Genomic DNA, 16,878 nt, shown 5'->3' with positions numbered 1-16,878 from the left:
CGCAAGCACAGCCAGGAGGACGACATGCCCGCCGTCACCGCCGACACCGTCCGGCTGCCCCGGCTGGCCGAGCCCGCGCTCGGCGCCGTCGACCGCCCGGTGCGCACGATCACGACCGCGCCCAGCGGCTTCGAGGGCGAGGGGTTCCCGGTCCGTCGCGCCTTCGCGGGCGTCCGGCTCACCGACCTCGACCCGTTCATCCACATGGATCAGATGGGCGCGGTCGACTACGGCCCCGGCGAGCCCAAGGGCACTCCGTGGCACCCGCACCGCGGTTTCGAGACTGTCACCTACATGATCGACGGTACCTTCCAGCACCAGGACTCCCACGGCGGCGGCGGCCTCATCACGGACGGCGCGACGCAGTGGATGACCGCCGGCGCGGGCATCCTGCACATCGAGACCCCGCCGGAGGAGCTGGTCGTGCGCGGGGGCCTGTTCCACGGCATCCAGCTCTGGGTGAACCTCCCGGCCCGGGACAAGTTCACCCCGCCGCGCTACCAGAACCTCGAGGCCGGGCAGGTGGAACTGGCCGCCTCGCCGGACGGCGGCGCGTTGCTGCGCGTCATCGCGGGCGAGGTGGGCGAGCACCGGGGTCCCGGTTCGACGCACACGCCGATCTCCGTCGTCCACGCGACGGTGAGCCCCGGGGCGCGGGTGCACGTCCCCTGGAACCCGGAGTTCAACGCGCTCGCCTACGTCCTCGGCGGCCGCGGCACGGTCGGCCCGGCGGGTCGGCCGATCGAGGCCGGGCAGCTCGCCGTCCTCGGTGCCGGGGACCTGGTGTCGGTGGCCGCCGACGCGCGGCAGGACGCGGCGACGCCGGCACTCGAGGTCCTGCTCCTGGGCGGGCGCCCGATCCGCGAGCACGTCGAGGCGTACGGGCCGTTCGTCATGAACACCCGGGCGGAACTGATCCAGGCCGTCGAGGACTTCCAGGCCGGCAAGCTCGGCGTCATCCCGGCCGGCGCGCTCATGCCGCACCGCGGCTGAGACCGCTCGCGGTCCGGGCCGGTGGGGTGATCCGACCCGGACCGTCTTTGTGTCATTCGGACGATCTGTACCCTCGCGTTCCCGGAATGGCTCGTTCGGATAATTGTCTCGGTATGCTGGATCAGCATCCGGATGACGGGACCGGACGTCCGGTGACGACTCTCCCGCGAACAGCCGCCGGGGGGATGATGCCGGCGGCGCACGCGCAAACGCGATGCGCGTGGGGTCCGTGCCGTCGCTGACCGGCCGCGCTGGCATGGGCGAGGGGGCGTCGTGTTGCAGGAACCTGAACCGGTGGTAGGCGGGCCCGCTCGGGATCCGCGGCCGCGCCGGATGGAATGGCCGCCGACGAGCGTCCTCGGCCGGATGGCGGCGGAAAGTCGCGCGGAGATTCTGCGGCTCGGTTCGTATCGTGAATACGCGAGCGAAGAGGTCGTCATGCACGAGGGCGACCGCACGAACTTCGTCGTCCTGCTGCTCAACGGCTGGGTGAAGGTCACCGCCGCCACCGAGAACGGCGGGTTCGCCCTGCTCGCGATCCGGCATGGGGGTGACCTCGTCGGTGAGCTCGCCGGGCTCGATTCCGAGCCGCGGGTCGCGACCGTGACCGCGGCCGGCGCCGTGCTCGCGAAGGTTGTTCGGGCGGACGCCTTCGTCGCGTTCCTGCGCCGTCAGCCCGACGTGCACCAGGTGCTGAGCAGCACGATCGCGGCGAAACTGCGCTCGGCGACCCGGCGGCGGGTCGAGTTCGGCGGCTGCTCGGTCGCGGTGCGGGTGGCGAGGGTGATCCTGGAGCTGGAGCGGGCCTACGGCGGCTCGTCGCCGGATGGGCACCGTTCCGTCGGGGTCTCGCTCACCCAGCCGGAGCTCGCCGCCCTCGTGGGCGCCGCCGAGCCGACGGTCCACAAGGTGCTCCGGGACCTGCGCCAGCGAGGCGTCCTCGCCACCGGCTACCGGGCTGTGGTGATCCAGGATCTCGACGCGCTGCGGCTCGCCGCAAACCCGTGAGAATACGGGGCGGCCGTCCTCGTTCCCGGTGACGCTGAACCTCCCCGGCTCCGACCCGCGGAGGTTCAGCGTGAGTGAAAGGCCACCGGGCATCCGGCGGTTGTGCGTCGCGATGGAGATCGACGGGGACGCCGGCGAGATACCCGGCGTGCTACGGCCGCCGCGGTGGCGGCGGGATCTCGGCGCCGTCATCGAGGAACTCGGTCGCGTCGCCGCCCTGGACCGGGCGCACTGGAACCCGCCCGCCGTGGGCGGCGGGGAAATCGCCTTCCTGCCGCCCGGAATCGACGAGGGGCGATTCGTCGCGGCATTCGTCGACACGCTGCGTTCCGCCATCGCCCGGCTGAACGACGGCGTGCCGCGGACGGAACGGGTTCGCCTGCGGGTGGCGCTGCACCAGGGAATCACCTTCCTCGACGAAGCGGGCTTTTCCGGGCGGGCGGTGGTGAAGGTCGCCGCGCTACGCGACTGTGCCGCGTTACGCGCCGAGCTGCGGCGCCATCCGAGTGTCGATCTCGCCCTGGCGGTGTCCGGGGAGCTCTTTGACGACGTGGTCGAACACGACTACCCGGGGTTGCGTGGCCGCGACTTCCGCCCGGAGCAGGCGGGGCTGGCGTCGGGGCCCGGCGTCGACGCCTGGGTGCTCACACCCGGCCTCACCGGGGCGACGGCCTGGCCCGCCGCCGCGCCGGCCACCCGGGACCCGGCCGCCGCCCGTCGCCCGGAACCGCCCCGGCGGGCGGCGGGACCCCCGCTGTCCGCCGTCGTCGCGACGCCTGCCAGGGCCTGGCCGGTCCACGCCCGCTGAACCCTCGGGGCCGTGGTGGCTCGGGCAGACTGGCGGGATGTTGCGACACGTCACGGCGGTGCGTTATGCGACGCCGCTGCGGGAGGGCGGGAGTCTGCCCGGCCTGATGGAGGGCGACGACCTCGGCACCTGGGTCGTCAAGTTCAGCGGCGCCGGGCAGGGGCCGAAGGCGCTGGTCGCCGAGGTGATCGTCGGCGAGCTCGCCCGCGAGCTCGGGCTCGCGGTGCCCGAGCTCGTCGGAATCGACGTCGACCCCGAGCTCGGCCGCACCGAGCCGGACCAGGAGGTCCAGGACCTGCTTCGGGCCAGCGCCGGGCTCAACCTCGGCATGGACTACCTGCCCGGGTCCATCACCTACGATCCACTGGCCTTCGACGTCACGCCCGAGACCGCGGCCCGGGTGCTCTGGCTCGACGCCCTGACCCTCAATGTCGACAGGTCCTGGCGCAACCCGAACCTGCTGGTCTGGGGCGGGCGCCTGTGGTTGATCGACCACGGCGCGGCCCTGTATCCCCACCACGACTGGGCGAGCGCGGCCGCGGCGGTCGGCCGGGTCCTGCCCGGCATCGCCGACCACGTGCTCCTGCCGGTCGTGGCCGCGCAACCCGCGACGTTCGCCGCCGCCGACGCCGCGCTGGCCCCGCGGATCGACGCGGAGCTGCTGACCGCGGTGCTCGCCAGGGTGCCCGACGCCTGGCTGGACGTCCCTCGCGCCGACTACGTCCACTGGCTGCTGGCGCGGGTCGCGGCGCGGCAGCCCTGGCATGATGCGGTCGGCGCGGCGCTGGTCGGCGCTCGCCCGGCGGCCGTTGTGGTGGGGTCGGGGCGACCGGACTGGCTGCGCGCGGGGGACTGGCTGCGGACCGGCGGGGCGGCGGCGGAGAACCGCGATGCGTGAGCTGTTCGAGTACGCGGTGATCAGGATCGTCCCGCGGGTGGAACGGGGCGAGTTCGTCAACGTCGGAGTGATGCTGTACTGCCAGCGCTCCCGCTATCTGGACCTGCGCTGCCGGCTCGACGAGGCGCGCCTGGGAGTCCTCGACCCCTACCTCGACCCGGCGGTCGTCGTCGCCCATCTGACTGCGTTTCGCGCCGTCTGCTGCGGCGGCGAGCAGGCCGGCCCGGCCGGGCGGCTCACCGCCGGCGAGCGCTTCCGCTGGCTGACCGCTCCGCGCAGCACCGTCGTGCAGACCTCGCCCGTCCACACCGGCCTGACCGGAGACCCGGAGGCCGAACTGAACCGCCTCGCCGCCCTGCTGGTCGACCCGCCGGGCCCTCCGTCCCCCCTGCCCGCTCCCGCCACCAAGACCCCCTGACCCGCCGCAACCGCCCACGTCACCGCAGCCGCCCGCACCTCCTTCGCCGCCGGGGTGCCCGCGGGCCGGTTGCGGTGCGTCTCACGCGCTCTGGAGCGTGCGTGTGGATCGTGCGCTTCGCACCGCGACTCCCGCGTGCCGCGACCGGCCGTTGCCGGTGCGTGTTCGTGGCCGACGGTTCGAGGACGCCGAGGGCGGAACGGTGGGAAGATCCGCTCCGCCCGCCGGCGCCGCGCTGGCCTGGTACCCGGTTACTGGCAGTGGCCGTCGTCGGCGAGATTGTCACCGGGGGGTGGTGGGACGGCCCGGGTGGCCTCGCGCGTCACCACAATGTGCTGTAGCGGATCGCGGACTGGTTGTTCTTGAACAGGCAGTGCTCGGTGTCGACCGGACGGTAGAGATTTGAGCCGATGTTCGGCGGCTCGCAGGTGTTGAAGTAGTTCTCGTAGTACAACCCCTTGCCGGCCCGTTCCCGCAGCCAGTCCCACATGAACTGGATGTAGTTCGGGTTGTCGCCGGCGCCGTCGTCGTCGCGACCGCTGACCACGCCCCATTCCCCGACGCCGAAGAGCTTCCCGTGCTGGCGGGCGAAGTTGTACAGCCAGGTGATGCCGCCGGTCTCGTTTGCCTGCTTGGTGAACTCCGCCAGTGTCCGCGACGGTGGGTAGTGGTCGTAGGAGTCGATCCCGATCAGATCGACCCACTGGTCACCGGGGTACAGGTCAAGCGGGTTGTGGCTCGGCGGGTTCTGGGAGTAGTGCGCGTTGATGGACCAGTCGAGCAGCGGATCGGGATTCGCCGTCGCCCGGATGGCGTCAGCGACCTTACGCCAGCAGTTCACGTATGCGACCGGGTTCCGCCCGGACCACTGGTACCAGTCGCCGTTGCCCTCCCACGCGATCCGGATGACGGAGTTCTGCCGATGGGTCGAGTTCAGGGTGTTGCCGAACTGCCGCCAGTAGGCGTCGTACGCCCCCGTCGCGCACGTCTCCAGGGAAGCCCCGACGTTCTCCGGGAACGGTGGCACGGAGAGCACCAGCCGGCCCGGCCAGCCGGCGAAGTTCTGTTCCGCCCAGGACGGGGCGACCATGTTCTGCCAACTGTTGCGGCTCACGAAGACGTGGGAGAGGTCGCAGGGGCTGCCGCGGTCGGAGCAGAATCCGTCGACGGTGGCCGGCACCATGATCGGATCCCCGTTGACGCCCGACAGCCACGGCAGTCCGGAACGGTTCGGCTCCGTCGTCGGCGGGGTCGTCGGCGGGGTGGTGGGTGGAGCCGTCGGAGGGATCTCGCGGAACGTGTCGGCCTTGTCGAAACCGACCCAGGTACCCGTCGATCCGCCGGCGGACCGGCCGAGGTTGACGACGAAGGCGGTGTGCGGGCCATCGCTGAGCACCGACGAGCGGTAGAACAGCGCCTTGGTGGGCAGCGGAGCGAAGGTGTTGACAGCATGCGGCGCCTGCCCGTCGATGCTCACCGTGATGATCCCGCCCTGCGGCGACCGGATGCCGTAGATGTCGACCTGGGCGCCGGTGAATCGGATCCCGACCGTCGCCCCCGCGGCGACTGAGTAACGGTAGCTGCTGTTGTCGGTGGGCGGCGCGCATCCACCGCACGTGGTCCACACGTTCACATAGTTGATCTGACGGCTGTCGTCCTCAATGGATCCTGACTGCTCGAAGACCGCGAGCGCCGGGTTTATCCGCCCTCCCAACAGAAATAGCGGGGCGACGCAGAGAACGGCGAGAAGAAGCCATCGACGGATTCCCCGCCGACGAGTTCTCCGCAATCTTCCCGCCGTCGTCCCTGTCGCCCGGGCCCTACTCGGACCCCATGTTCTGGTTTTCCGCCGGTGGCGTCCCATGGGCGGCCTTGCCTGCACTTTTCGAGTCATTCCCCCGCCTGATGCAATCGGTCCTCGGAGCCGACGTATGCCGGTCCTGGCCAGTCGCTAGCAGGGGGATACTAGGCAGAAAGTAAGATCGTAATTACTCTCCGTCGCGACACGGCGGGGCTCCGCGTGTCGAGGGGGTCCGCGATCGTCGCATAAATGCCTGCGGAACGGACGGTCTCACTCGAGAAGGTGGGACACCATGGTAACCATGCGTGTGCAGGATCGGGACGGGCGTGGGCGGGTTCGCCGCGGTGACCCGCTCAGGCCGTCGGCTCGGGCCGGCCGCGCTCGGGCCCCGCCGCCGTCCACCGCTCCTCGATGCGGCCGACCTTCCACACCAGCAGGCTCACCGCCCAGGTGAGGACGAACAGGCCGACGATGAAGTAGCCGACGACGTTCAGGTCGAGTCCCGAGACCCAGTCCCAGAAACCGCCCGACAGGTGCGCCTTCTCGGCGAGGATGCCGAGCAGTTCGACGGTGCCGATGAGGAACGCGACCGCGACCGACAGGCCGGTGATGGTCATGTTGTAGTACGCCTTGCGGACCGGCTTGGAAAAAGCCCAACCGTAGGCGAAGTTCATGAACGATCCGTCGATCGTGTCCAGCAGGCTCATGCCGGCGGCGAACAGGACCGGCAGCACGAGGATGGCATACCAGGGCAGACCACTGCCGGCGGCACCCGCGGCGAGGAACAGCAGCGCGACCTCCGTCGCGGTGTCGAAACCCAGACCGAACAGCAGCCCCAGCGGATACATCTGCCATGGCCGGGTGATCGCCCGGGTGAAGCGGCCGAGGAGTCGGTTCGCGAACCCGCGGGAGTTCAGTCGCTCCTCCAGCGCCGCCTCGTCCACGAGGCCGCGGCGCATGTCGCGGAACACCGCCACGATGCCGACGAGCACGGCGAGGTTGATGCCGGCGATGAGGAAGAGGAATCCGCCGGAGACGGTGGTGCCTATCCAGCCGGTGACGTCGTGCAGGGTCGACCCGTCGTCGGAGACCTGGCCGGCCAGTGAGCGCACTCCGACGCCGAACAGGACGGCCAGCGCGAACACGATCGTCGAGTGGCCCAGAGAGAAGAAGAACCCGACGGACAGCGGCCGCCGACCGTCCGACATGAGCTTGCGGGTGGTGTTGTCGATCGCGGCGATGTGGTCGGCGTCGAAGGCGTGCCGAAGTCCGAGGGTGTAGGCGGTGACCCCGAGGCCCACGCCAAACACCTGGCCGTCGGCGCCGAACCGGTAGTGGTGCGGCGCGATGACCGCGGTCAGCAGAATCCAGCCGACCACGTGCAGGCCGACGATGACGGCGGTCATCGCGCCGATGGTCGTCCACTCTCGCCGGTCGAGCGCGCCGCCCACCCGCGCCCACAGGTTCCGTCCCGGTCCGGTGGCGACCCGCGTGGCCATGGCATGCTCCCCTGTGGCGCCCCGTCACCGGTCCCGGTGGTCGTCGTGCCGGCCGGGCAGGCACGACCATAACCGGGACGAACGTGCTCCTGCAACACAGTTGCAGGAGCACGGGGACGACAGGTGGCGGAGACAGCACGTCGGGACGTGGCGCCGCAGCCGTCTCAGCGGGGGTCGGCGGTCGGCTCCGTCCCGCTCGACCCGGCGAGGGGCTGCCCGGAAGGCCCGGACACGGCCCGGCGACGCCCCTGGAGCACCGCGACGAGCTGATCCGCGGCCAGCAGCAGCACCGTGAGCCACGACACCGTCGCGACCCGACCGAACGCCTCCACCCAGTCACCGTTCGTCGGCAGGGAATGGCGGGCCTGCACCTCCAGCACGTACAGCGCGCTGACCGCCAGGCAGACCGCCGGGCCGACCCGGGTCAGCCACCTGCCCCGCGGGGCGAGCAGCGCGATCACGGTGGCCAGGGCGACGACGATCCCGGCGGCCACCGAGACGAGGACCGTGGCGAGCAGCCCGGCCCCCACCGCCGCGTACGCCGTCGTCCGCCCGTCGATCCGCGCCGGACGGATCGACCAGGGGTCGACCGTCGGCAGGTCCGGCACCGGTTCCGGCCCTGCCGCGCCCGCCACGCGCCGCCGCGCGCGGCGGGTGGTGAGCAGCAGCAGGGCCAGGAAGAACACGACTGTCACCGCGGACAGCACCAGCGAATAGCGGACGATCTGCTGCGGCGCCCAGGTCAGGGTCACGGTGAACGCCGCGGCCGTCGGGTTGATCCGCCAGCCGTTGGCGTAACCGTCGACCAGCCGCGGCTGGCCCGCGTCGGCGCCGTTCACCGTCGCCTTCCACCCCCGCGACAGGCTCTCGCCGAGCACCAGCCAGAAGGGTGTCCCCGGCTGGGCCCCGGTGACCTGCGCGGTGAACGACGTGGCGGCCGAGGACTGGACGGTGATCCGCGGCGACGACCCGGCCGCGCCGGCCGTCCCGGCGGTCCCGGCCGTCCCGGCGACAGGGGTGCCGGTCGACGTCGCCGCGCCGGCGGCGGTGCCAGCGGCGGGAATGCTGGTGGCGGGTGTGCCAGCGGTGGGCGTGCTGGTGGTGGGTGTGCTGGTGGCAGGGGTGCCGGCGTCGCCGGCACCCAGCCAGGGGCCGCCGCCGGCGTCCGAGGCGAGCAGGAGGCGGTCGATGTCCATGCCCAGCTCGGCGCCGTCCCCGGTCCTGATCACATGCTCGCCGGGGCCGAGGGTGAGCGCCCCGCCGCAGGTGGACACCCGCAGGCCGAGGCGGTTCACCGCGTCGGAGGTGGATCCGTCGATGCGCACGCCGACCGGGTGGCCGTCGATGCTCAGCAGGTCGTCCCGGCAGGTCCCCGTTAGCTGCGCCGGGAGCAGGGCCGAGGCGGCCCCCGCGCTCTGTGCGGCCCCCGCGCTCTGTGCGGCCCCCGCGCTCTGTGCGGCGGTGGTGCTCTGTGCGGCGGTGGTGCTCTGGCCCGCACCCGGGGCCTCGGCGACTCCGCTGGCCAGGCCCGGCAGCCCGATCTCGGCGATCCCCACCGGCATCGACAGGGGCGACCGGCTGATCGGGTCGATGCTTGTGACGGTGCGCGTGTCGTCGACGACGAACCGCCAGGTGCTGCCGGTGACGGCCGGGAAGGTCAGGGTCACCTGCCGGGTACCGCCACGCTGGGTGGTGTCGGTGACCGGTGGCACCGGCACCGAGCCGACGACCCGGCCGTCCACCACCAGCCCGATCCGGGTCGGCACCGAGTGCCGGCCGTCGGCGACGAGGGACATGGTCACCGAGGAGGTGGTGATCGGGGTCGGCGAGGCGACCTGGAGCCAGCCGCCCTCGGGGTCGCCGATGCCGGGGCTCCACGCCGTGGTGACGTCGCCGTCGAAGGCGCTCGACGACCGCGCCGCGATCGACCCGGGCAGCCGGCCGGACGAGGTCACCACGGGCAGGTTCGCAGGCCGGCCGAGCAGGCGGTCGATGTGGTCGTCGGCGGCGTACGCGGAGATCCGCGCCGTGCCGGTCAGCGCGAACGTCCGCGCCGTCGGCAGCGCGAACGACCGGCTGATGACCTCCTCGGTGTCCTGCTTGAACGGCTCGGCCGGGTTGGCCCGGTCCCGCGACATCTGCAGGGCCAGGCGGTGGCCGAGGGAGGAGGCGCCGGCGGCGTCGAGGCTGTCGCTCGGCATCCGCAGCACCTCGTCGGCGGTCAGCGCCTTACCGTCCGCGCCGGGGATCTCGACCTCGGCGAAGCCGACGGCGGAGACGTTGTCGTAGCTGCGCTGGCGGCCGTAGTTCGTCGCGTCGACCCGGATGTGCAGCGTGCGGAACGTGCGGGTCGGGAAGCTGACGACCTGGCCGACCTGGGTGCGCGACGACGGGGTGAGGTCGACGGTGACGGGGGAGCCGCCGTCGAAGGTCAGCGTCGCCCGGGTGATCCACCGGTTGCGGGGCCCGGACAGCGGCTGGGTGAGCCGGACGTGATCGGTCGTGGTCGGCGCGGCCAGCGTCGTCTGCCACGCCTCACCGGTCGGGTCGGTGAAGGCGCCGACTCGCCAGGCGGTGTTGATGTCGCCGTCGATGCCGCGCACCGGCCGGTCCCACGGGCCGTAGGCGAAGGAGTTGCCGTAGGCCGACGCCGTCACCGCGGCGATCTTCGCCGGAGTGCCGGGGGCCTGCAGGGCCGCGGTCGTCTCGTCGGCGGTCGTCTCGTCGGGGAACAGTGGCAACCGGTTGTCGTTCGGGTCCTTCACCAGGGGGGCGACGCCGGGCTGCTCGACGTAGCCGAAGTTCTCCCGGACCCCCGTCCAGCGCTCGGCCCGCAGCCGGTTGGTGTCGCTGACGAGCAGGTCAGCGCCGTCGTCGAGGGCCTGCTTGAGCTCGCCCGGCTTGCTGGCCAGCTCGGGGGCGTAGAGGATCGCCCGCCCGGATGCGACGGGCTCGGCGAGCAGCCCGGAGGCGGCCGCGTCGACCAGGGCCTCCCCGTTGCCGCTGACCAGCAACGGCCGGGCGGTGGTGGCGGTGCGCACGATCGGCTGGGTGTTCGACACGGGGAAGACGGCCAGCGCCGGGGGATCGGGCACCGAGGTCTTCGTGCCGAGCGTGATCTCGTCGGTGAAGGGGATCCCCGGATCCTCGGCCACCGGCGGTCCGTAGGTCTGCGGCGCGCCGAGGCCGGCCGGCCGGGTGGAGGTGAACAGGTCCCACGTCGAGCGGGGGCGCGGGGTGCGGTAGCGCTCGTAGGCGAGGTTGCTGCGCAGCATCACGTCGCCGACGCCCATCAGCCGCGCCAGGTCCGGCACGGCGGAGGTCTCCAGCACGCCCTCCTGCATCCGGCGGTCCAGCGAGCGGACCAGGTCGACGGTGCCGGCCTCGCCGTACGGGATCAGCTCGCGCAGGACCAGCGGCCGGTCCATCAGCCCCTCGGTGACCGGGTCGAGGGTGCTGCCCCAGCGGTAGTGCGAGAAGTCGGCGCCGGGCAGCTCCAGTACCCGCGAGCCGTCGTCGCCGGCGTCGAGTGCCTTGGCGACCTGCGTCTCGTACGCCGGGACCTGTTCGGGACGCTTCAGCAGGGGCTCGACGAACTCGCCGCGGAACAGCGGCGACATGTCCGCGGCGATGAGCACCAGCACCAGTGCCATCGCGAGCTGGGGAACCCCAGGCCGCCAGCCCCGCGCGGCACCGCCGCCGACGGAGCCCGCGCGCCGCCCGCCGCCGCCTGGGCCGGACCCGGCCGCCGCGCGCAGCGCGTACCGCTCCTCCAGGGCGGCCAGGCCGCCCGCGAGCAGCACCGACAGGCCGAGGGCGACCATCGGGACCGCGCGCGGCAGCGAGCGCAGCGCGAGCCCGGCCGTCGACCCCTCCGCGAAGTCCTTGAACAACCGACCCCAGGGGGAGGGGTCGTCGTAGGGGTAGACGCCGACGGCGATCGTGGTGCCCAGCAGGATGAGCGCGACGAAGTAGCCGCGGTGCCCCCAGCGGATCGCCGAGGCCGCCGCGAGCGCGAGGATCGGCAGCGCGAAGCTGACGACGATCAGCCACAGGTCGTGCGTGTAGTGGGTGGCCGGCCCGATCCAGGGGCCGAGCGCGTCCTGACCGTAGAAGAACCAGTTGCCCAGGCCCCGCAGCACCTCGGACGCCTGCGAGCTGCTGGCGACCGTCTCGATCGTCTCGGTGAAGGCGAGCACGTTCAGCCCGTAGCCGGCCTGCGTGTACAGCCCGGCGATCCACCACGCCGAGGTGACGAGGACGGCCAGCACGGCCCGGGTGCACATGCCCGCGGCGGCGCCGAGGCGGACCTCCCGGGTGCCCCACACGGCGAACGGCACCCACAGCAGCGGCGCGAACAGGATGAAGATGAGGCTGGAGGCGTTGATGCTGCCGATCGTGGTGACGACCAGGGCGAACGCGGCGGGGAAGCGCCAGCCCGTCGGACGCCAGCCGGCGCGACCCGGCTCGGCCTCCCGCAGGCCACGCACGGTGATGCCGATCAGCCAGCCCAGCCCGGCGTAGGGCAGCAGGATCGCCGAGATCCGCGCCTCGTACTCCAGGATGTAGGGCGAGAGCATGTAGCCGGCGGCGGCCACGAACGCGAACCGGTCCGGCCAGCGGAACGAGCGCAGCAGGAACAGCACACCGGTGCCCGCGCCGAGCAGGATCGAGCCCGTCCACAGCCGCTGCGCCACCCAGTCGGGCAGGCCCGCGGTGTCCAGCAGCCAGTAGAACAGCCCCTGCGGGTACAGATAGCCGATGTTCTGGTGGGTGACGGTGCCCATGCCGATCGCGGGGTCCCACATGGAGACCGCCCGGCGCAGCATCCGGCCCGGATCGAGGTAGAGGTACGCCTTCGTGTCCGCGCCGATCTTGCCGGGCGCGGTGGCCAGCAGCGGCAGGTAGGCCACGGCGGCCAGCACCAGCGTGGGCCAGGACGGCAGCAGCCGGCGGCCCCGCGACACCGCCGCATCGGCCCGACCAGCCCGGCCCGGCCGGCCGCCGGTCCGCGGGTCCGGGCGCCGCCCGGCCGGGGTCACCGGGTCCGCGGCGCGCGGGGACGGGGCCTGGGCGGCGCCGCCCGGCGCCGACGGGCGACCCCCGTCGGCACCGGACGGTGACGTGGTCAGGGTCACCGGATCACCGGGGTGGTCGCCAGGGTCACCGGCGCTGGCCGATCACGTTCGCGGCGCGGGCCGAGGGGGAGGCGGACCCGCGCTGGCGGGCCGCCTCCCGCACGAGCGCGGCGAACGTGGCGCGGGCCGTCTCCGCCCAGGTGAACGTCGCGGCGTGGGCGAGGGCGCCGGCGGACAGCCGGGCTCGCAGGTCGTCGTCGGAGAGCACGCCGGCCAGTGTCTTGCCCAGATCGGCCGGGTCCTCCACCAACACGCCGGTCTCACCGTCGACGACCGCGTCGGTGTGCCCGGCGATGCGCGTGGCCACCGACGGCGTGCCGCACGCCGCGGCCTCCGTGATCGTCATCCCCCAGCCCTCCCGGGCGGACGCCGAGGTGAGCACCCAGGCGCGCCGGTAGAGCGAGAGCAGCTCGTCGTCGTCGACGCGCCCGACGAGGCGCAGCCACGCGCCCGCCCCGGCGGCCCGGATCTTCTTCTCCAGCTCCGGCCGCTCATAGCCGTCGCCGACAATCACCGCCTCCATCGTCGGGTGCTCGTCGTGCGCCCGCAGCAGGCCGTCGATGAGGATGTCGAAGCGCTTGACCGGCACCAGCCGGCCGACGGCGAGGACGAGCGGATGCGGGGACCGCTCACCGGCGGGGGTGAACGCCGGGTCGATCCCCGGCGGCACGACCGAGATGTTGCGCGGCGGCAGGCCGAGCAGCTCGATGATCTCGTGCCGGGACGACTGGGACAGCGTCAGGATCCGCGTGCGCCGGTAGAGCGGCGGGGCGACCTTGAACTCCACCGTCTCGCCGACCTTCGCCAGCTTGGGGGAGAGCACCATCCGCCACATCTCGGCGTGCACGTGGTGCAGGAACACCACCCGCGGGCAGCGGGCCCAGACGGGGGAGAAGAACGGCATGCCGTTCCAGATCTCCACCAGGCCGTCCCACGGACCGGTGCGGCCCAGCGCGCCGGACAGGGCGGTGCGCGGAAAGACCGAGTAGCGCCCCGCCTTGCGCACCACCGTGTAACCGTGGCGGCGGACCGACTCGGGATGGCCGGGGGCCAGCGCGGTGCGCAGGCTCACGTCGATGCCTGCCTGCGCCCAGCGCTCGGCGACCTTGTCGGCGTGCAGCTCCGAGCCGCCGGACTCGGGGTCGTCGAGGTCTCGCCAGGCCAGCACGTGCACGCGGCGCAGCCCGGAGGTCTCGACGAGCTCGGCGAGCGAGGGGCGCCGGGGGACGTCCTCGATGCCCGGCGCACCGAGCTGCGGGGCCAGGATGCCCGGCGGCACCGCGGCGCCGGCGCCGACCTGGGGCAGGATCAGGCCCTTCGGGGTCGGCGGGATCGTCGCGCCGGGGCCGGGGCCGGGGCTGCGGCCGTTGCTCGGCGCGGTCATGCCCGAGCCGTCCGGCGGGCCGCGGCGAGCACCGACAGGCCGGTGACGACGGCCAACGCCGCCTGGCAGGCGAGATCGGCCCGAGCGGTCGCCGTCGGCGAACCGTCCGCCCACAACAGCAGGGGGATCGCCGCCGCGGCGGCGAGGCCCAGGGCCAGCAGGACGCCTCGCTCTCCGAGAGCGAGCAGGTAATGGGTGAACAGCACGGTAGCTCCGAGACAGGTCATCGCTGCGGCCAGGGGGAGGAGCGCGCCGGAGGCGTCGGTGAAACGGGGGCCGAAGGCCAGGGAAAGCAGTTTCTCCGGTGCGATGAGGGCGGCGGAGAGCAACCCCATCGCCGGCACGAGGAGTATCGCGATCGTCGCGCCGAGTTGATGCAAAGCATGCTGCCCGAGATGCCGGCGGTCCGCCGCCTCCGGGAGCAGGAACCCGGCCAGCACCACCGCGGCCAGCACGATCACCTTGCTGGCGACGGAGACGGCCGCGTAGGAGCCCGAGCGGTCCGGGGCGAGCCGGCCCTGCAGCAGCACGTCGACGTTCTGTAGCAGCCCGAGCAGCGCGAGCGCGACCAGCGCGGTGCCGACCTCCACCGCCAGCCGGGTCGGCGCCTTGGCGGGTGTCGAGGTGGGTGTCGAGGGGGCTGGCGCGGGGGGCGGCTCCGCGGGCGGCGGGGCGGCCCGGTCGCGGCCTGTCGTCTCCGGTCGGCGGCCCGTCGTTTCTGGGCTGCGGCCCATGGTTTCTGGGCTGCGGTGCAGAGTCCACCGCACGTGGGCGAGAGCCGCGAGCACACCGAGCAGGACGCCGATCGCCGCGCCGGACTCGTCGAGGCCGACGAGCACCAGGCCGATCGTGAACACGGTCTTCACCACGGCGTCGACGAGCAGGTTCGTGGCCAGCGCCGGGTACTGGCGGGCGCACTGGAGCAACCCCCGGTCGACGCACAGCAGGCACCACGCGGCCCCCGCCGTGATGATCTCGGCGACGCCGCCGGGGCCGGGCAGCGACAGTTCGCGGGCCACGTACCCCCGCCCGATGATCGCGAGCACCGCGACCACCAGCACGGTCGCGACGCCCACCCGGCGGACCCGGTTCACCCAGTCGGCCATGAGGTACAACCGGCCGCTGTGCTGCCAGGTGGTGACCCGTCGGACCACCCCGACGAGCAGTGCGCTGCCCGGCATCGACACGACGAAGAAGATCGCGATGAGCTGGGCCACCGCGCCGTAGGACCGGGTGCTCATCGCGCGCGCGATGATCAGGGTGACGCCCATGTTCGCGGCGTTGGCGAGCAGGCCGGCGAGGGCCAGGGGGACGGCGCCGCGCAGCGCACCGCGCAGCCGGGTACCGCGGGTCTGCCGCAGCCGCTTGCGCAGCGTCCAGCCGTCCCCGGCCTGGTCGGGGATGGCCCGCTCCGCCGGTCCGGCGCCGGCGGGCGCCGGTCCGGTGACCATCGCCCCCGGGGCCAGCGGATTCGTCGTGAGCGGGCCCGTCGTGAGCGGGCCCGTCGTGAGCGGGCCCGTCGTGAGCGGGCCCGTCGTGAGTGGGCCCGTCGTGAGTGGGCTCACCGCGATGGGGCCGGTGGTGCCCGAGCCGACGGCGGCGGACCCGGAGCCGGTGGGGAGCGGCTCGGTGGTCGCCGGGCGGTTCATCGCCGGCCGTACCACCATCGGGCCGGTCGAGGCGGGATCCGGGGCGGTCGGACCGGGTCTCGGCCGGTGCGCCGCCGCGCGCCGTGCGGTGGGCGTGAGGTCCCCCGGCGGGACGGCGTTGCGGTTCATCAGCGTCCTCCCCGACGACACACGCAGGCGTCCTCCCCGGCGCGCGCCGGGGAATACCCGCGTGTGGCCGGTTCACCCGCGGCGGGGTGGCCGGCCGCGCGTTTCGTCCGGGGAAGGGCGTTCACCTGATCGTCAACGCCTTACCTGTTGATTCCGCCTCAAGAGCCAGGTCGGCGTCGACCATCATCGCGATCAACTCCTCGAATCCGACCCGCGGCGTCCACCCCAACACCTCGCGCGCCTTCGACGGATCCCCCACCAGCACATCCACCTCCGCCGGCCGGAAAAACCGCGGATCCTGCTTCACCAACCCCGACCAGTCCGCAATCCCCACCCGCCCGAACGCCGCATCCAACAACTCCCGAATACTGTGCGTCACACCCGTGGCCACCACATAGTCATCCGGAGTGTCCTGCTGCAACATCCGCCACATCGCCTCCACATAATCCCCCGCAAAACCCCAGTCCCGCCGCGACTCCAAATTCCCCAACGTCAACGAGTCCTGCAACCCCAACGAAATCCGCGCCACCGCCCGCGTGATCTTCCGCGTCACAAACTCGATCCCCCGCCGCGGCGACTCGTGATTAAACAGCAACCCCGAACACGCAAACGCCCCGTACGACTCCCGATAATTCACCGTCAAATAATGCCCGAACGTCTTCGCCACCCCATACGGCGACCGCGGATGAAACGGCGTCGTCTCCCGCTGTGGCGTCTCCCGCACCTTCCCGAACATCTCCGACGACGACGCCTGATAGAACCGCACCCGCGACATGTCGTTACCACCCGCGATCCGCAACGCCTCCAACACCCGCAACACCCCCATCCCCGTCGTCTCCCCCGTCAGCTCCGCCTGCTTCCACGACAGCCCGACGAACGAGATCGCCCCCAGGTTGTACACCTCGTCCGGCTGCGAGATCTCCACCGCACCGATCAACGACGAAAGATCCGTCAGATCACCCTCCAACAACACCACCCCCGGCACCACCCGCTCCACCACCGCCACCTTCGGGTTGGACTGCCCCCGAACCAACCCGAACACCTCATAACCCTTCGCGGTCAACAACTCACCCAGATACAACCCGTCCTGACCGGTAATCCCGGTAATCAGCGCACGCGGCACGTCGATCCTCCTGTAGACCACCCGGTACTG

At 72.5% G+C, this 16,878-nt stretch carries 11 protein-coding genes; 5 read left to right on the top strand and 6 right to left on the bottom strand.

The features are described from left to right. The first annotated feature begins 24 nt into the window (after positions 1-24). The 5 genes from AC5R91_RS11760 to AC5R91_RS11740 all read left to right on the top strand — a co-directional run bounded on the left by AC5R91_RS11760 (position 25) and on the right by AC5R91_RS11740 (position 4,125). On the top strand, positions 25-993 hold the full coding sequence (locus AC5R91_RS11760) for a pirin family protein (RefSeq protein ID WP_495397190.1): 969 nt from the start codon (positions 25-27) through the stop codon (positions 991-993). Between the two features lie 333 nt (positions 994-1,326). Further along, positions 1,327-2,001, top strand: coding sequence for a Crp/Fnr family transcriptional regulator (locus AC5R91_RS11755; protein ID WP_495397947.1), 675 nt, complete (start codon positions 1,327-1,329; stop codon positions 1,999-2,001). Between the two features lie 70 nt (positions 2,002-2,071). Next, entirely contained in the window at positions 2,072-2,809 is a 738-nt protein-coding gene (locus tag AC5R91_RS11750) for a hypothetical protein (protein WP_495397189.1), read from the top strand. Between the two features lie 37 nt (positions 2,810-2,846). Continuing rightward, a complete protein-coding gene (locus tag AC5R91_RS11745; RefSeq protein WP_495397188.1) occupies positions 2,847-3,707 on the top strand; it encodes a HipA family kinase in 861 nt (286 codons plus the stop codon). After that, positions 3,700-4,125: a DUF3037 domain-containing protein gene (locus AC5R91_RS11740; protein ID WP_495397187.1), complete on the top strand. Its 426-nt coding sequence runs from the start codon at positions 3,700-3,702 to the stop codon at positions 4,123-4,125. The genes AC5R91_RS11745 and AC5R91_RS11740 overlap by 8 nt, the downstream gene beginning before the upstream one ends. 322 nt (positions 4,126-4,447) lie before the next feature. Here AC5R91_RS11740 and AC5R91_RS11735 read toward each other — a convergent pair whose 3' ends face one another. The 6 genes from AC5R91_RS11735 to gmd form a co-directional block, all read right to left on the bottom strand. Continuing rightward, entirely contained in the window at positions 4,448-5,839 is a 1,392-nt protein-coding gene (locus AC5R91_RS11735; RefSeq protein WP_495397186.1) for a glycoside hydrolase family 26 protein, read from the bottom strand. 440 nt (positions 5,840-6,279) lie between these two features. Next, the gene (gene nicT, locus AC5R91_RS11730; protein WP_495397185.1) at positions 6,280-7,425 is read right to left on the bottom strand and encodes a Nickel transporter NicT; all 1,146 of its coding nucleotides are present in this window, start codon (positions 7,423-7,425) and stop codon (positions 6,280-6,282) included. A 164-nt stretch (positions 7,426-7,589) separates the two neighbouring features. Next, the gene (locus tag AC5R91_RS11725) at positions 7,590-12,563 is read right to left on the bottom strand and encodes an alpha-(1->3)-arabinofuranosyltransferase domain-containing protein (RefSeq protein ID WP_495397184.1); all 4,974 of its coding nucleotides are present in this window, start codon (positions 12,561-12,563) and stop codon (positions 7,590-7,592) included. A 25-nt stretch (positions 12,564-12,588) separates the two neighbouring features. Then, positions 12,589-13,947 (bottom strand): glycosyltransferase family 4 protein, encoded by a 1,359-nt coding sequence (locus tag AC5R91_RS11720; RefSeq protein WP_495397183.1) that lies wholly within the window; start codon positions 13,945-13,947, stop codon positions 12,589-12,591. After that, on the bottom strand, positions 13,944-15,725 hold the full coding sequence (locus AC5R91_RS11715; protein WP_495397182.1) for a hypothetical protein: 1,782 nt from the start codon (positions 15,723-15,725) through the stop codon (positions 13,944-13,946). The genes AC5R91_RS11720 and AC5R91_RS11715 overlap by 4 nt, the downstream gene beginning before the upstream one ends. A gap of 121 nt (positions 15,726-15,846) precedes the next feature. Continuing rightward, positions 15,847-16,848 (bottom strand): GDP-mannose 4,6-dehydratase, encoded by a 1,002-nt coding sequence (gmd, locus tag AC5R91_RS11710; protein WP_495397181.1) that lies wholly within the window; start codon positions 16,846-16,848, stop codon positions 15,847-15,849. Positions 16,849-16,878 lie beyond the last annotated feature (30 nt).

It is taken from the genome of Frankia sp. BMG5.60 (assembly GCF_059428125.1).
The sequence above is the reverse complement of the archived record's forward strand: the minus strand, read 5'-3'. Positions and strand labels throughout refer to the sequence as shown.